Consider the following 15343-nt stretch of genomic DNA (forward strand, 5'->3'; position numbering starts at 1 on the left):
CCCCGTCACGCCTGATTCCCATATAACCACCGTCCCGCCTTCACCGACTCCAAGAACATCCTTATTGTCAAAAGCGGTTTATCCTGTATCACGGGCTTGCATGAAAACCATCCCGAGGTTTTCCATGGATAGTAGGCGGCCAGATCGAAGCAGCTATGCTCTGTCCCGAAGTGGCTAAAAAGCGCCTGCGCCATCTCGGCGATATCCTCGGCTTCAAATGTTTCCTGCAAAGGGCTGTCAATATCATGCTGTTGTGTTTTAAGTGTAAAAGACGTCACCCGCGGCAATTCTTTTAAGATCATTGCCTCAATCTCTTTATCAGATACTGTCCTCATTCGCTCCCGTCCTTTTTGCGCACAAGTGTATTAAAGCGATATTCCGTTGAAGGGATTTTGCATCGTTTTAATTAGCCCCGGTTGATCAGAAGTCTCTTTCTCTGCTTCGTGCATTCGTCTCCCTGATAAATCGACATTAACTCCCTCACCCCTCCCCCACAATTCTCCCGATCATACTGCGGATAGTCTCGCGGTTTAGCGGCTCGCGGTCGACGACGTAGTGCAGCGTCATCCCCTCGACAAACGCATCGAGCGCGCGGGCGGTCGCCGGGTCGAACCAGGTTTCGAGCGTCTGCTGACTGCGGCGCATCCAGTCCTGCATGATGATTTTGAGCTGCGGCTGGCGGCTCGCATAGGCGTAGAGCTGGTACATCAGCTCCATATTTTCAGGCGTCGTCACCTGCGCGCCGCAAATCAACGCCGTTAGCGCCTCGCAGGCCTCTTCCCGGCTCTGCGCCTGCGCCATCAGCGCCTGATACTGGCACGACATGCTCTCGGCGAAACGCGTAAACGCCTCGGCCAGCAGCGCCTCCAGCGTCGTAAAATAGTAGGTGACCGAGCCCAGCGGCACGCCGGCCTCCAGGGCGATTTTGCGGTGCGTAATATGGTGAAAACCATGCGCCGCGATACAGGCCAGCGTCGCTTCCAGAATACGCTCGCGGCGTTGCGGGTCGTTTTGTCGTGTCGCCATAGGGTGTCGAATTCTCAGCCGGAAAGCATTTTCTGTATGTGTACAAATGTACACAACCTTGCTACGTTTTAAAGGTTCTTTTTCACTCTCCAGGCGAATGGGCTATGTCATCCGACGTGAATCACTCTTCCGCGCTGCGTCACCGGACGTGGGCGCTGTTTCTGTTTTTCTTTCTGCCGGGCCTGCTGATGGCCTCCTGGGCGACCCGCACGCCGTCCATCCGTGACGTGCTGGCGGTTTCCACCGCCGGAATGGGCATCGTGCTGTTCGGGCTTTCGGTCGGCTCCATGAGCGGCATTCTCTGCTCCGGCTGGCTGGTGAAGCGCCTCGGCACGCATACGGTTATCCGCAACGGCATGGCGCTTGGGGTTATCGGGATGTTACTGATGGCGCTCGCGCTGTGGTTCGCCTCGCCGCTGCTGTTTGCCAGCGGGCTGGCGGTGCTTGGCGCGGGCATGGGCTCCGCCGAAGTGGCGCTCAATGTCGAAGGCGCGACCGTCGAGCAGTTACAGAACAAGACCGTGCTGCCCATGATGCACGGCTTTTACAGCCTCGGCACGCTGATTGGCGCGGGCATCGGCCTGAGCCTGACGGCGTTTCATTTCCGCGCCGATCTGCATCTCGCGATTGCCACGCTGATCACCGTTATTCCGATTATCATCGGGCTGCGGGCTATCCCGAAAGGCGTCGGCATAGAGACGAAAGAAGCGCGCCAGCAGCGTCCTGCCGGCCATATCCCGTTCTGGAGAGACACCCAGTTGCTGCTGATTGGCCTGATTGTGCTGGCGATGGCGTTTGCCGAAGGCTCCGCCAACGACTGGCTGCCGCTCCTTATGGTGGACGGTCACGGCTTCAGCCCCACTTCCGGCTCGCTGATTTACGCCGGTTTCACGCTCGGCATGACGCTCGGCCGCTTCTTTGGCGGCTGGTTTATCGACCGCTACAGTCGCGTTAACGTGGTGCGCGCCAGCGCTATTATGGGCGCGCTCGGCATCGGGCTGATTATCTTTGTCGATAACCCGATTATCGCGAGCGTGTCGGTGCTGCTGTGGGGTCTGGGCGCGTCGCTCGGCTTCCCGCTGACGATTTCGGCGGCGAGTGATACCGGGCCGGATGCGCCAGTGCGCGTCAGCGTGGTGGCGACGGCAGGCTATATCGCCTTCCTGGTGGGCCCGCCGTTGCTCGGCTTCCTGGGGGAACATTACGGATTGCGCAGCGCAATGCTGGTGGTGTTGTCGCTGGTGGTGCTGGCGGCCGTAGTGGCTCGCGCGGTGGCGAAACCCGCTACGCCTGTGGAGTCAGCGTCCGGGCAGGCGCGTGACGTTATTTAAGCAGCGAGAGCACGCTCTCCGCCTGCTGGTTCGCCTGCGCCAGCACGGCGTTCCCGGCCTGTTGCAGGATCTGCGACCGGCTGAGGTTGCTGGCTTCCTGCGCGAAATCCGCATCCTCGATGCGGCTGCGCGCGGCGGTGGTGGCGACGGTCTTCTGCGCCAGCCCCGCCTTCGCCGAATCGAACGTATTCACGAGGCTCCCGTAGGTGCCGCGGTACGCGCTCACGGTATCCAGCGCGTGATCGATGGCGTCTATGGCCTGCGACGCGCTCTGCTGGTTATCGAGCCGCGTAACGTCAAGGCCGAGCGTTTTGGTGTCCGAGGGCGTGCCGGGGATCGTTTTATACTCCACCGCCTCGCCGTAGTCCGCGCTCATGACGATATCGGTATCGGTGCTGACCGGCCCGTTATCCGGCGGATCGGTGGGCTTCGGCAGTTTGCTCCAGGTCATATCGCCATAAAACGAGCCGTTGCCGACCACCATGATGATCACATCTTCCGTCACCTTGTCGATCGAGAGCCGTTCCAGATAGTTTCCCGGCGACACCGTCCCGTTGTTGGCCCAGCCCGTCGCGGGGGTCTCATAGCGATCGCCGTCACCGCTGTAGGTGATGGTCATGCCGTTGTACTGCTTCACCGCGCCGCCGCTCACATTGTACGTGGCGGGCCCCTGCGTCAGGTTCGCGTCGCTGTAGCTGGCCCCCGGCAGAAAGCCATTATCGGTAGAAATGATTTTGGTGTTCGCCGTCGCGGTGCTGTTCACCCCGTTATTGGTCCAGGTGAAATCGCGGGTGGGGCCGTTCACCGGCGTGCCGACAAGATGGCTGCCATCACGGCTGAACAGCTGGATATCGTCATCCATCCAGCCCGAGTTAATCGTGAGCGTAATGTTGGTCGCGCCTGCCGGAATGTAAGCCAGCGGCACCAGTCCGGACGAAAAGGTGTATTGCTGGCCAGGCACCGGAAAGCGCTGGTTGATAGACGGAATATTGCCGAGCTGCGGCGCGGGCGGCGGCGGGGATGCCGCGGGCGCCAACGGATATTTGCCGAAAATCGTCGTCCCTGTGGAAATGGCGTCAATCTGCTCTCTTATCTCGCTGTATTCGGCGGAAATCGCCGCACGATCGCTCGAATCCAGTGTGCCGGTCGCCGCCTGAACAGCCAGTTCTTTTGCGCGCGTCAGCAGATCGGTCACTTCGGAAAGCGCGCCTTCCGCCGTCTGCGAGAGACTGATCCCGTCGTTCATGCTGCGCGAGGCCACGTCATTCGCCCTGAGCGTGGCGGACATACGGTTGGCAATTGCCTGCCCGGCAGCATCATCCTTCGCGCCGTTAATGCGCATGCCGGAGGAGAGCCGCTCGATGGACTGGCTTAAGCTAGCGGCCGTTTTTTTCTGCTGCGTCAGGACATTGCCGGACATCAGGTTGTTGAAGATAGTCGCCATAGGGTTGCCGTTTCGCACGTCGGAGAGTCGTTAACAAGGCTACTATCGGCCCCGGGGCAATTTAGCTTTAGGTCTAAATTTGAATTAAGTGAAAATCCTTTTAATAACCACAGCTTATGTTAACAGGCCATTATCCGCACTTTTACCGTGTCAGGCCTGGTAAATCCTTAAGGAGCGTTTATGACAGTTAAGTTAATCGCCGTGGATATGGACGGCACGTTTTTACGCGATGACAAGACCTATCACCGCGAGCGTTTTCTTAAGCAGTACGCCGCCCTGAAAGCGCGCGGCATCCGTTTTGTCGTGGCGAGCGGCAACCAGTACTACCAGCTGACGTCGTTCTTTCCGGAGATAGCCGATGAGATAGCCTTCGTGGCGGAAAACGGCGCGTGGGTGGTGTGCGAAGGCGAAGATGTGTTTAACGGCGAGTTGAGCGATGAAGAGTATCGTCACGTCATCGACCACCTGATGACGCTCGACGATTTAGAAATTATCGCCTGCGGGAAAAACAGCGGCTATACGCTTAATCGCTACGACGAACGCTTCAAAAAGATGGCGTCGCGCTACTACCACCGGCTGGCGTTTGTCGACGACTTGCACGGTATCAACGACATTTTCTTTAAGTTCGCGCTCAACCTGCCGGATATCCAGTTGCTGAAACGAATGGACGAGCTGACCGAGGCGTTTAAAGGCATCGTGGTGCCGGTCTCCAGCGGCCACGGCTCTATCGATCTCATCATCCCTGGCCTTCACAAGGCGAACGGCATTCAGATGCTGCAACAGCGCTGGGGCATTGCGGACAGCGAGGTCGTGGCGTTTGGCGACGGCGGCAATGACGTCGAAATGCTGCGTCATGCCGGGTTTGGGTTTGCGATGGACAACGCGCCGGAGGCGATCCACAAGGTGGCGCCTTACCGGGCGCCCGCCAACAATCGGGACGGCGTGCTGGAGATTATCGACAAGGTGCTGAACGGCGACGCGCCATTCGCCTGAGGCGACGGCCCGGACGGGCCGTCGCGTAACGCGTTAGCCTTCCGGGCGGGTGCCGACGGTTTTGTCCTTCAGGAAAATCACCATCAGGCCCAGCCACAGCAGCCCGCTCGCGAAGTTAAACAGGTTAAACAGCGCGTTGCCGCCGCCAATCCAGGCGTGCTTGCTGACCTCGATGCCCACCGTGAAGATGGTCATCTGCAACATGCCCATCGCCGCGGAGACGGTGCCTTTGCTGATATCGCTGGCAAAGAGCGTCAGGCGCACCAGGCCCGCGTTGGCAATGCCGATGCCGAAGGCGTAAATACTTAAGCCCGCCGTCATCCAGAGATAGCTATGGGATGAGATAACCGTCGCGAGCGCCGCCAGCGCCAGCCCGGCCACAATCGGCCAGCCGCCCATCACAATCAGCGAACGCACGGCGCGCCGCGCGGTGAGTTTCGCCAGCACCAGGTTGCCGAGAATCAGCGCGCCGAAAATCGGCACCTGCAACAGGCCATACTCATAGGTGCTCATCTGCTCGCCGCTGATGATAATGACTGGCGACTGCGCAATCCATGCCAGTAGCGGCAGGCTGACGAAACCTATCGCCAGCGCCCCGGAGACAAACCGCAGGTTCTTCAGCACCGCTTTATAGTCGCGGCCCAGCTCGCGCAGAGACAGCTTCTCGCCAAGCCGCGTGGCCGTCTCCGGCATGGCGCGCCACAGGCCAAAGAAAGAGATAGCCGCCAGCGCCGCGAACAGCACAAACATCATCTCCCAGGGCGCGGCGTGCACCCAGGCGGCGCCCACCAGCGGCCCGAGCAGCGGCGCTATCAGCGCCACGTTCGCCATCAGCGCGGTGATTTTGATGCACACCGCCTCTTCAAACGACTCCTGAATCGCGGCATACCCTACCGCGCCGATAAAGCACAGGCTGATACCCTGCAAAAAGCGCAGCACGGTGAACTGTTCAATGGTCTGGGCCAGCAGCGTGGCGAGGCAGGTGACGATAAACCACACCACGCCCGCCAGCATCACGGGGCGTCTGCCGATACGGTCAGACAGCGGGCCGAGCAGCCACTGTAAAAACATGCCGCCCGCGAGATAAGCGGTCATGGAGGTGGGCACCCATTCGACGCCCGCCTGATACTGTTCGACGACCGCGAGCATGCCCGGCTGGATCATGTCGTTGCCGATATAAGTCGAGAATTCGTAGAGCACCAGGCAGAGCGGGAACAGCAGCGCCTGGCGTCCGAGACGTCCGGTTCGGTTTGCGTGAGTTTGCATGAGTCATCCATCTATAAAATCGCGCAAAGTGTAATGAATTGCCGCGCCGCGCGATAGTGAATTGTGTACGACAACCGGGGCGTGGCGCGCCTTTCGCCCGGTTGTTTAAGGTTTTCTTAAGTTAGCCTCTTTATGCTGGCGGTTTTCCTCTTCCCGATGGCGCCGCTATGCGTACTGTATCTCCGCTTTTCTGGCCCGCCAGGCCCCGGATAAATAAGACAATCTCCCTTTATTCCCTGCCTCTGCGCTTTTATGTTGGTCAGCTCGCGCTGTTAACGGCGCTGGGCGTGCTGTTCACCTGGCTTTCACGCACGGAAACGCTGGACCGCTGGCTGACGCAGATGTGGTTTGACGCTGCCGCAGGGGATTTTCCCTGGCAGGACAACCACTGGCTTGATCTGCTCAACCACCGGCTCGCCAAATATTGCGCGATCGCGGTCGCCGTCGGGAGCCTGCTGTATGGCGTGATTCGTCGCCATCCGCGCTGGGTTATGGTGGCGGTGCTGATGGGCCTCGGGGCCGCCGTGGTCGGCATCCTGAAGGCCATCAGCCATCACAGCTGTCCGTGGGATCTCGTAGAGTATGGCGGAAAGGCGCTCTCTTATCCGCTCTTTGGCGCGGTGCCCGACGGCAGCGGCCCTGGCCGCTGTTTCCCCGGCGGCCATGCGTCCAGCGGTTTTATGGTGATGGGCCTCTGGTTCGGCCTTAAACGCGAACATCCGGGATACGCCCGGCTGGCGCTGGCGGCGGGCATTGTACTAGGGCTCGCGATGGGCTTCGGCCAGGTGATGCGCGGCGCGCATTTCTTCACCCATAACCTGTGGGCAGGCTGGTGGGTGTGGCTCACGCAGGTGGTGACGTGGGGCGTGACCACCACATTGATGAATAAGGAACCCGCAACCCTATGATGGAAGCGTTGAATCAATTTCTGTTTTTGCACATTAACGCGACGCCCGCGTCGCCGGGCTGGCTTATCGCGCTGGCGACGTTTATCGCCCGCGATCTTATCTCGATTGTGCCGCTGCTGCCGGCGGTGCTCTGGCTCTGGCGGCCCGGCGAGCGCAGGCTGGTCGTGAAGTTCGCGCTGGCGCTGCTCATTAGTCTTGCCGTCTCCTGGCTTGCGGGCCATCTGTTTCCGCATCCGCGTCCGTTTGTGGTGGGCCTCGGCCATCAGTTCCTGCCGCACGCGCCGGACGACTCCTACCCAAGCGATCACGGCACCGTGATTTTCACCTTCGCGCTGGCGTTTCTCTTCTGGCATCGCCTCTGGTCGGGCGCGCTGTTAATGGCGGTGGCCTGCGCGATCGCCTGGTCGCGCGTCTATCTGGGCGTCCACTGGCCGCTGGATATGGCGGGCGGCTTGCTGGTGGCGATGCTTGCCTGCCTGAGCGCGCAGATCCTCTGGACGCCGCTCGGCGAGCCGCTCTACCGTACGCTGCGCCAGCTCTATCGTTTCTGTTTTGCGCTGCCCATCCGTAAAGGCTGGGTGCGTGACTAACCGCAGGCCGACAGGTAAGATTGCACGACTTTTCAGGCGCCGCGCGACGGGCGTGGCGCCGGGTTGAGCAAGAGGGATTATGGAAACGCGGCGTGACGAGCGGCTGGCGCAACTGCTACAGGCGCTAAAGCGACAGGATAAAATGCATCTTAAAGAGGCGGCGGCGCTGCTGGGCGTCTCTGAGATGACCATTCGCCGCGATCTTCAGGGCAATGACGCGCCGGTCACACTGCTTGGCGGTTACATTGTGCTGGAGCCGCGCGGGGTGGCGGTGAGCCGCTATCTGCTGAGCGACGAGCAAACCCGGCTGGTGGAAGAGAAGCGCCACGCGGCCGCGCTCGCGGCGTCGCTTGTTCGCCCGCACCAGACGCTGTTTTTTGACTGCGGTACCACCACGCCATGGATCATCGACGCACTGGACGACGCCCTGCCCTTTACCGGCATCTGCTACTCGCTCAACACCTTTCTGGCGCTCCAGGAGAAACCGCACTGCCGCGTTATTCTTTGCGGCGGCGAATTCCACGCCAGCAACGCCATTTTCAAACCGCTCAACTTCCAGGAGACGCTGCGCAATCTCTGCCCCGACATCGCGTTTTTTTCGGCGGCGGGCGTGCATCCGCAGTATGGCGCGACCTGTTTTAATCTCGACGAATTGCCGGTGAAACACTGGGCGCTGGAGATGGCCCAGCGTCACGTGATCGTGGCCGATCACAGTAAGTTTGGTCAGGTACGGCCCGCCTGCATGGGGCCGCTTGAGGCGTTTGATACCCTCGCGACCGACCGCATGCCCGATGAGGCGTTTATCGCCTGGGCGCAGGCGGCAAACGTCAGCGTCATGTGGTAAACGCTCCCGCAAACCGGGAGCGCACGGTTACGAGAACCAGCTCCCGAACCACTGATGGAATTTCATCAGCACGAAATCCCACATCCGGCTAAAGAAGCCGCCTTCATTTACCGCCTCCATCACCACCAGCGGACGCTGCTCGATATTCTTGCCGTTCAGCTGGAAATCAATGGTGCCGACCACCTGCCCCTGCTTCAGCGGCGCGGTAAGCTGCGGCGACGTGAGCGTATACGTGGCTTTCAGGTTTTTCAGCTGGCCTTTCGGGATCGTCACCGAGCCCGCCTCGCCCGCGCCGAGTTTCACTTCGCTGCGGTCGCCGAACCACACACGCTGGTTAACGAACGCGGCATCCGGTTTGATCGGCGTGACGGTTTCAAAGAAGCGGAAGCCCCAGGTCAGCAACTTTTCCGATTCGCGAAAGCGGATGCCGTCGGTTTTCGCGCCCAGCACGACGGAGATCAGGCGCATATCGCCCTGCGTCGCCGAGGCGACCAGGTTATAACCTGCGCCCGCCGTGGTGCCAGTTTTCATTCCGTCGACGTTCATGCTGCTGCTCCACAACAGCCGGTTGCGGTTCGGCTGGCGGATTTTATTGAACGTAAACTCTTTCTCTTTATGAATGGCGTACTCATCCGGCACGTCGTGGATCAGCGCCTTGCCGAGCAGCGCCATATCGCGCGCGGTGCTGAACTGCCCAGGCGCATCGAGGCCGTGGACGGTTTTAAAGGTCGTGTTAGTCAGGCCGAGGCGTTTGGCGTAGCCGTTCATCAGGCCGACAAACGCGTCCTGGCTGCCCGCCACATAATCGGCAATGGCGATGCTGGCGTCATTGCCGGACTGAATAATCACGCCTTTGTTGAGATCGGCCACCGACACCTGATCGCCGGGTTTTAAAAACATCAGCGACGAGCCGCGCAGCGCCGGGTTGCCGGTCGCCCAGGCGTCTTTGCCGACGGTCACTTTATCATCAAGATGAATTTTACCCGCTTTAAGCGCCTGGCCGACCACATAGCTGGTCATCAGTTTGGTGAGGCTCGCCGGATCGAGTTTTTCATCCGCGTTGCCTTCCGCCAGCACTTTGCCGCTGTGATAGTCCATCAGGATCCAGGCGCGGGCATCGACGTCCGGCGCGGCGGGCGCCATCGGGTCGGCCGCGTGCGCGGTGGAGAGAGACATTAAAAGAAACGCGCCTGAGAGAGCCAGCACGCGACGAGCGCCGGAGCGTGAGAATGAGGTCATAAGAGCCACCTGAATATCCATTCCAGAAACTACTACAAATCAACCGTATCGGTGAAAAGGTGAGTAATAACGCACAAACGCCCTCAATGAAACAGCACGGGGGTAAAGTTTTTAAAGTTTCACTTTCCGGTCACAAACCGTGGCGGCATTTTCAGGCAGTTGCGAAAGCGCGGGGTTTATTCCACCATGGCGATTATTCGTGGCGCGCAGTCGTCGCCGCGGCATCGTTCATCTGCAAAGGAGCAAGTCATGATAACCGTATGGGGTCGAGAGAATTCCACTAACGTGAAGAAGGTGCTGTGGTGTCTGGAAGAGCTGGAGCTGCCGTATAACCGCATTCCGGCGGGCGGTAAATATGGCGTCAACCATGATGCCGATTACCTGGCGATGAACCCGAACGGCCTGGTGCCGTGCCTGCGCGACGATGAAACCGGGCTGGTGCTGTGGGAATCGAACACCATCGTGCGTTATCTGGCGGCGCAGTATGGCCAGGGCCGCCTGTGGCAGGAAAGCCCGGTTGAGCGCGCACGCGGTGAAAAGTGGATGGACTGGGCTATCAGCACGCTGCCCGCCCCGCACCGCGGCGTGGTCTTCAGCCTGGTGCGCACGCCGCCCGAGCAGCGCGACCCGGTGCTGATTGAAGAGAGCAAAAAGCAGTGCGACGCGCTGTTCGGCATTCTTGATGCCGAACTGGCGAAAACGCCGTGGCTCTCCGGCAACACGTTCGGCATCGCCGATATGGCGCCTGCCCCGCACATCTATAATCTCTTTAACGTCGGCATCGAGTGGACGCCGCGTCCGCACCTGGCGCGCTGGTATCAGCAGCTCACCGAGCGCCCGGCGTTTCGCAATATCGTTATGATTCCGGTGAGCTAATCACGACGCCGGGCTGACTTTCAGCAGCTGACCGTCGGATTCGTCGGTCAGCACATACAGGAAGCCATCCGGCCCGACGCGCACATCGCGAATGCGCTTGTGCTCTTTCTCCAGCAGTCGGCCATCTTCCGTCACCTTATTGCCGTTCACCGACAGCTGGATCAGGTTCTGCTCCTTGAGCGCGCCGATAAACAGCTTGTTTTTCCATTGCGGAAATTTGTCGGCGTTATAGAACGCCATGCCGCTCACCGCGGGCGAGACTTTCCAGTAGAACAGCGGCTGTTCGGTGCCCGGCGCTTCACCGCCTTTTGCCTCCGGGATGGGCTCGCCGCTGTAATTGATGCCCCAGGTGGCAAGCGGCCAGCCGTAGTTTTTGCCCGCTTCGGGAATATTAATTTCATCGCCGCCTTTCGGGCCGTGCTCGTTAAGCCATATCGTCTGGCTCCACGGGTTGAGCGCCAGCCCCTGCGGGTTGCGAATGCCGTAAGACCAGATCTCCGGGCGCACGCCCTGTTTGCCGAAAAACGGATTATCCTTCGGCACGTCGCCGTTCTCCGTCAGGCGCACCACCTTGCCCTGGAGCTTATCCAGATCCTGCGCCGTCGGGCGCTGATTGTTCTCGCCAAGCGCGATAAACAGATGTCCTTTGCCGTCAAACGCCATACGTCCGCCGAAATGGTTGCCGACCGAGAGCTTCGGCTGCTGGCGGAACACGACCTTAAAATTCTCCAGCCGCTGCATATCGTCGCTAAGCCGCCCGTAGCCCACCGCGGTGCCAGCTTTACCATCGCTGCCGGCTTCGGCATAGCTCAGCCAGACGCGGCGGCTCTCGTTAAAATCGGGCGCCAGCGCCACGTCCAGCAGACCGCCCTGCCCCTGATGCCAGACCATCGGCACGCCGGAAATGGCCGCGGAAAGCCCTTTTTCCGGCTGCCAGCGTTTCAGCTCGCCGCCGCGAAGCGTTATCAGCATGCCCTGGTTATCGGGCAAAAACGCCAGCGACCACGGGTTTTCGAGATTATCGGCAAGCACATCTACCTTCGCAGGCAGCGCGGCGGCGGAAGCGCTCACAACGAGCAGCAGAGCGAGTAAATGGGGCGAGCGTAGCGGCATGGCGGTTCTCCTTATGGCAGTCCCGATTAAGGGTAGCCAGCCGCCAGAGTGCCGGACTGACTTTTACAAAATCTTTAACAAGGCGGGGAGCGTAAGATAGCAGTACAAATTTCCCACCAACCTCTGTAAAATCCCCGCCCTGATAACTCCATAAATGATGAATTTTTGACCTATGAGCAATGTAATGCAGCAGCCAAAGATCGGCTTCGTTTCGCTGGGCTGCCCAAAAAACCTGGTGGACTCTGAGCGCATCCTGACAGAGCTTCGCACCGAGGGTTATGACGTGGTGCCACGCTATGACGACGCCGATATGGTTATCGTCAACACCTGCGGGTTTATCGACAGCGCGGTGCAGGAGTCGCTGGAGGCGATCGGCGAGGCGCTGAATGAAAACGGCAAGGTGATTGTCACTGGCTGTCTCGGCGCGAAAGAAGATCAGATCCGCGAAGTGCACCCGAAAGTACTGGAGATAACCGGGCCGCACAGTTACGAGCAGGTGCTGCAACATGTTCATCATTATGTGCCGAAGCCGAAGCATAACCCGTTCCTGAGCCTGGTGCCGGAACAGGGCGTGAAGCTGACGCCGCGCCACTACGCCTACCTGAAAATTTCCGAAGGCTGCAACCATCGTTGCACCTTCTGCATTATCCCGTCGATGCGCGGCGATCTCGACAGCCGCCCGATTGGCGACGTGCTGGCCGAGGCCAAACGTCTGGTGGAAGCGGGCGTCAAAGAGCTGCTGGTGATTTCGCAGGACACTTCCGCTTACGGCGTGGATGTGAAACACCGCACCGGTTTCTGGAACGGTTCCCCGGTCAAAACCAGCATGGTAAGCCTGTGCGAACAGCTCGCGAAGCTGGGCGTCTGGGTGCGTCTGCATTACGTCTACCCGTACCCGCACGTGGACGATGTGATCCCGCTGATGGCCGAAGGCAAAATCCTGCCGTATCTGGATATTCCGTTGCAGCACGCCAGCCCGCGTATCCTGAAGCTGATGAAGCGTCCGGGTTCGGTAGACCGCCAGCTGGCGCGCATTAAGCAGTGGCGCGAGATCTGCCCCGAGCTGACCCTGCGCTCGACGTTTATCGTCGGCTTCCCTGGCGAAACCGAAGAAGATTTCCAGATGCTGCTGGATTTCCTGAAAGAGGCGCGTCTGGATCGCGTGGGCTGCTTTAAGTACAGCCCGGTCGAAGGCGCGACCGCCAACGATCTGGCGGATCAGGTGCCGGAAGAGGTGAAAGAAGAGCGCTGGAACCGCTTTATGGCGTTGCAGCAGCAGATTTCCGCCGAGCGTTTGCAGGAAAAAGTGGGCCGCGAGATCCTGGTCATCATTGATGAAGTGGACGACGAAGGCGCGATTGGCCGCAGCATGGCGGACGCCCCGGAAATCGACGGCGCGGTATACCTGAACGGGGAAACCACACTGAAGCCGGGCGACGTGGTACGCGTGAAGGTGGAAAACGCCGACGAATATGACCTGTGGGGAAGCCTGGTATAAGGTTTCTGCGCTGCGTGAAAAGGCTGCCGATGGCAGCCTTTTTTATTGCGGGTGCCGGACGGCGGTGTGTTGCAACGGCGGGTGCGCTGCGCTTACCCGCCCTACATACCACCACTCTTCCCGTAGGGCGGGTAAGCGTGCGCACCCGCCATTCACCACCAACCTATCCCATAGGGTGGGTAAGCGAAGCGCACCCACCATCCCGATGCGCACCCGCCACTTCCCGCCCTACCCTTTAATCTTCGGATCCAGCGCGTCGCGCAACCCGTCGCCCAACAGGTTAAACGCTAATACCGTCAGGAAAATCGCAAGGCTCGGGAAAATCGCCACGTGCGGGGCCATCACCATATCCGCGCGGGCCTCGTTTAACATCGCGCCCCACTCTGGCGTCGGCGGCTGCGCGCCCAGGCCGAGAAACGACAGGCTGGCGGCGGAGATAATCGACGTGCCGATACGCATGGTGAAATAGACCACAATCGACGACACCGTCCCCGGCAGGATATGGCGAAACAGAATGGTCGCATCCGACGCGCCTATGCTGCGCGCCGATTCAATAAACGTCTGATGCTTCAGCACCAGCGTATTGCCGCGCACCAGGCGGGCGAAGGCCGGGATACTGAAGATCGCCACGGCGATAATGACATTCGCCATGCCGCTGCCCATCACCGCCACCACGGCAATGGCGAGCAAGATACCCGGAAAGGCGAACAGCACGTCGCAGATGCGCATAATCACCCGGTCCCACCAGCCTTCGTAAAAGCCCGCCAGCAGGCCCAGCACGGTGCCGATCAGCGCCCCCGTCAAGACCGCAAACACCCCGGCGGCGAGCGAAATCCGCGCGCCGACAATCACCCGGCTGAAAATATCGCGCCCCAGCGAATCGACGCCAAACCAGTGCACCATCGACGGCCCTTCATTGAGGCGGTCGTAATCGAAATAGTTTTCCGCGTCGAACGGCGCGATCCACGGCGCGAACAGCGCCAGCGCTATCAGCAGCAGCACGAAGCCGCCCGCTACCAGCGCCACCGGCTGGCGTTTGAGGCGATGCCAGAATTCATGCCACGGCGTGCGCGTCGTCGATGGCCGGACGGTGGGCATGCCGTTGATAAGCGCCTGTCGGCGCCAGTTGAAAAGTCGCATCCTTACTTGTACCTGATAGCCGGGTTAATGGCGGCGTAGAGCACATCCACCACTAAGTTGATAAGAATAAATTCCAGCGAGAACAGCAGTACTTCGGCCTGAATAACCGGGTAGTCGCGCATCTCCACTGAATCCACCAGCAGACGCCCCAGCCCCGGCCAGTTAAAGACTTTTTCCACCACGATAGAGCCGCCCAGCAGAAAGCCGAACTGTAGTCCCATCATGGTGACGACCGGGATCATGGCGTTGCGCAGGCCATGTTTCAGGATAACCCACTTTTCGCTCACGCCTTTGGCGCGGGCGGTGCGCATGTAATCTTCGCTCAGCACATCGACGAACGAGGCGCGGGTAAAGCGCGCCATAACGGCCGCCACGGCGGCGCCCAGCGTCAGCGACGGCAGAATATAGTGCCGCCAGCTGTCGGCGCCCACGGTAGGCAACCAGCCGAGCTGCACCGAGAAGATATGCATCAGCAGCATACCGAGGGCGAACGCCGGGAATGAAATGCCGGAGACTGCGAGCGTCATGCTCAGGCGGTCTGGCCAGCGGTTGCGCCACACCGCCGCGACAATCCCGGCGGCGAGCCCGAAGATCATCGCCCAGCTCATGCTGGCAAGCGTCAGCCAGAAGGTCGGCATAAAGCGGCTGGCTATCTCTTCCGAGACCGGACGACGCGACACCAGCGAGGTGCCGAAATCGCCCCGCACCACGTTGCTGATGTAGTGCCAGAACTGTTGCCAGAGCGGCTGATCGAGCCCGAGCTGATGGCGCACTAGTTCAATGACCTGCGAATCCGCCTCCGGCCCGGCGACCAGGCGCGCCGGATCGCCCGGCAGCAGATGAACAAACAAAAACACCAGTACCGCCACGATGAGCAGCGTCGGGATGAGCCCCAGCAGGCGTTTTATGATGTAGCTAAACATGCGAAACCCTGTATTCCTTCATGATCTCTTCTTCTGTTATGAGTACGTGCTGGTCTGCCACTGGCGGGTGCGCTTCGCTTACCCGCCCTACGGTTTCCATCGCCAACCCTGGCTCGGCGGGTGCGCTTCGCTTACCCGCCCTACGGTTTCCA

General features: G+C 60.1%; 15 protein-coding genes. 7 read left to right on the forward strand and 8 right to left on the reverse strand.

All coding sequences use genetic code 11. The features are described 5' to 3' along the window. Positions 1 to 5: 5 nt before the first annotated feature. Positions 6 to 335: a DUF1493 family protein gene (locus AACV31_RS21015; protein WP_165153469.1), complete on the reverse strand. Its 330-nt coding sequence runs from the start codon at positions 333 to 335 to the stop codon at positions 6 to 8. A gap of 145 nt (positions 336 to 480) precedes the next feature. Then, a complete protein-coding gene (locus AACV31_RS21020; protein ID WP_165153467.1) occupies positions 481 to 1026 on the reverse strand; it encodes a TetR/AcrR family transcriptional regulator in 546 nt (181 codons plus the stop codon). Positions 1027 to 1130: 104 nt separating this feature from the next. Here AACV31_RS21020 and AACV31_RS21025 point away from each other — a divergent pair, with 104 nt between their 5' ends. Next, positions 1131 to 2357 carry an MFS transporter gene (locus AACV31_RS21025; protein ID WP_007768659.1) on the forward strand — a complete coding sequence of 409 codons (1227 nt, stop codon included), beginning with the start codon at positions 1131 to 1133 and terminating at the stop codon, positions 2355 to 2357. On the opposite strand, the gene AACV31_RS21030 is transcribed toward AACV31_RS21025, so the two are convergent. Further along, entirely contained in the window at positions 2350 to 3801 is a 1452-nt protein-coding gene (locus AACV31_RS21030) for a flagellin N-terminal helical domain-containing protein (protein WP_007768658.1), read from the reverse strand. The genes AACV31_RS21025 and AACV31_RS21030 overlap by 8 nt on opposite strands. A gap of 180 nt (positions 3802 to 3981) precedes the next feature. Between AACV31_RS21030 and AACV31_RS21035 the strand changes: the two genes are divergently transcribed. Next, positions 3982 to 4794, forward strand: a complete 813-nt coding sequence (locus AACV31_RS21035; RefSeq protein ID WP_165153465.1) for a Cof-type HAD-IIB family hydrolase — start codon at positions 3982 to 3984, stop codon at positions 4792 to 4794. Between the two features lie 33 nt (positions 4795 to 4827). Here AACV31_RS21035 and AACV31_RS21040 read toward each other — a convergent pair whose 3' ends face one another. Then, positions 4828 to 6060 carry an MFS transporter gene (locus AACV31_RS21040; protein WP_165153463.1) on the reverse strand — a complete coding sequence of 411 codons (1233 nt, stop codon included), beginning with the start codon at positions 6058 to 6060 and terminating at the stop codon, positions 4828 to 4830. Positions 6061 to 6227: 167 nt separating this feature from the next. On the opposite strand from AACV31_RS21040, the gene AACV31_RS21045 reads away from it, so the two are divergent. The 3 genes from AACV31_RS21045 to deoR all read left to right on the forward strand — a co-directional run bounded on the left by AACV31_RS21045 (position 6228) and on the right by deoR (position 8402). Further along, positions 6228 to 6968 carry a phosphatase PAP2 family protein gene (locus AACV31_RS21045; protein ID WP_165153461.1) on the forward strand — a complete coding sequence of 247 codons (741 nt, stop codon included), beginning with the start codon at positions 6228 to 6230 and terminating at the stop codon, positions 6966 to 6968. Further along, the gene (gene ybjG / locus AACV31_RS21050; protein WP_007768656.1) at positions 6965 to 7558 is read left to right on the forward strand and encodes an undecaprenyl-diphosphate phosphatase; all 594 of its coding nucleotides are present in this window, start codon (positions 6965 to 6967) and stop codon (positions 7556 to 7558) included. The genes AACV31_RS21045 and ybjG overlap by 4 nt, the downstream gene beginning before the upstream one ends. 79 nt (positions 7559 to 7637) lie before the next feature. Next, positions 7638 to 8402, forward strand: a complete 765-nt coding sequence (deoR, locus tag AACV31_RS21055) for a DNA-binding transcriptional repressor DeoR (RefSeq protein ID WP_165153459.1) — start codon at positions 7638 to 7640, stop codon at positions 8400 to 8402. 27 nt (positions 8403 to 8429) lie between these two features. Here the strand turns inward: deoR and dacC are convergent, their stop codons facing one another. Beyond that, positions 8430 to 9641, reverse strand: a complete 1212-nt coding sequence (gene dacC / locus AACV31_RS21060) for a serine-type D-Ala-D-Ala carboxypeptidase (protein WP_165153457.1) — start codon at positions 9639 to 9641, stop codon at positions 8430 to 8432. Between the two features lie 249 nt (positions 9642 to 9890). Here dacC and AACV31_RS21065 point away from each other — a divergent pair, with 249 nt between their 5' ends. Beyond that, positions 9891 to 10517: a glutathione S-transferase family protein gene (locus AACV31_RS21065; protein ID WP_161589074.1), complete on the forward strand. Its 627-nt coding sequence runs from the start codon at positions 9891 to 9893 to the stop codon at positions 10515 to 10517. Here AACV31_RS21065 and AACV31_RS21070 read toward each other — a convergent pair whose 3' ends face one another. Beyond that, positions 10518 to 11630: a PQQ-dependent sugar dehydrogenase gene (locus AACV31_RS21070; protein WP_165153455.1), complete on the reverse strand. Its 1113-nt coding sequence runs from the start codon at positions 11628 to 11630 to the stop codon at positions 10518 to 10520. It abuts the gene before it with no gap. A gap of 172 nt (positions 11631 to 11802) precedes the next feature. Between AACV31_RS21070 and rimO the strand changes: the two genes are divergently transcribed. Continuing rightward, positions 11803 to 13128: a 30S ribosomal protein S12 methylthiotransferase RimO gene (gene rimO / locus AACV31_RS21075; protein WP_015740651.1), complete on the forward strand. Its 1326-nt coding sequence runs from the start codon at positions 11803 to 11805 to the stop codon at positions 13126 to 13128. Between the two features lie 228 nt (positions 13129 to 13356). On the opposite strand, the gene gsiD is transcribed toward rimO, so the two are convergent. Beyond that, positions 13357 to 14268, reverse strand: a complete 912-nt coding sequence (gene gsiD / locus AACV31_RS21080; protein WP_007768643.1) for a glutathione ABC transporter permease GsiD — start codon at positions 14266 to 14268, stop codon at positions 13357 to 13359. Positions 14269 to 14270: 2 nt separating this feature from the next. Next, the gene (gene gsiC, locus AACV31_RS21085; RefSeq protein WP_007768642.1) at positions 14271 to 15191 is read right to left on the reverse strand and encodes a glutathione ABC transporter permease GsiC; all 921 of its coding nucleotides are present in this window, start codon (positions 15189 to 15191) and stop codon (positions 14271 to 14273) included. Positions 15192 to 15343 lie beyond the last annotated feature (152 nt).

Source organism: Cronobacter sp. EKM101R (assembly GCF_963888145.1).
Classification (GTDB): domain Bacteria; phylum Pseudomonadota; class Gammaproteobacteria; order Enterobacterales; family Enterobacteriaceae; genus Cronobacter; species Cronobacter turicensis.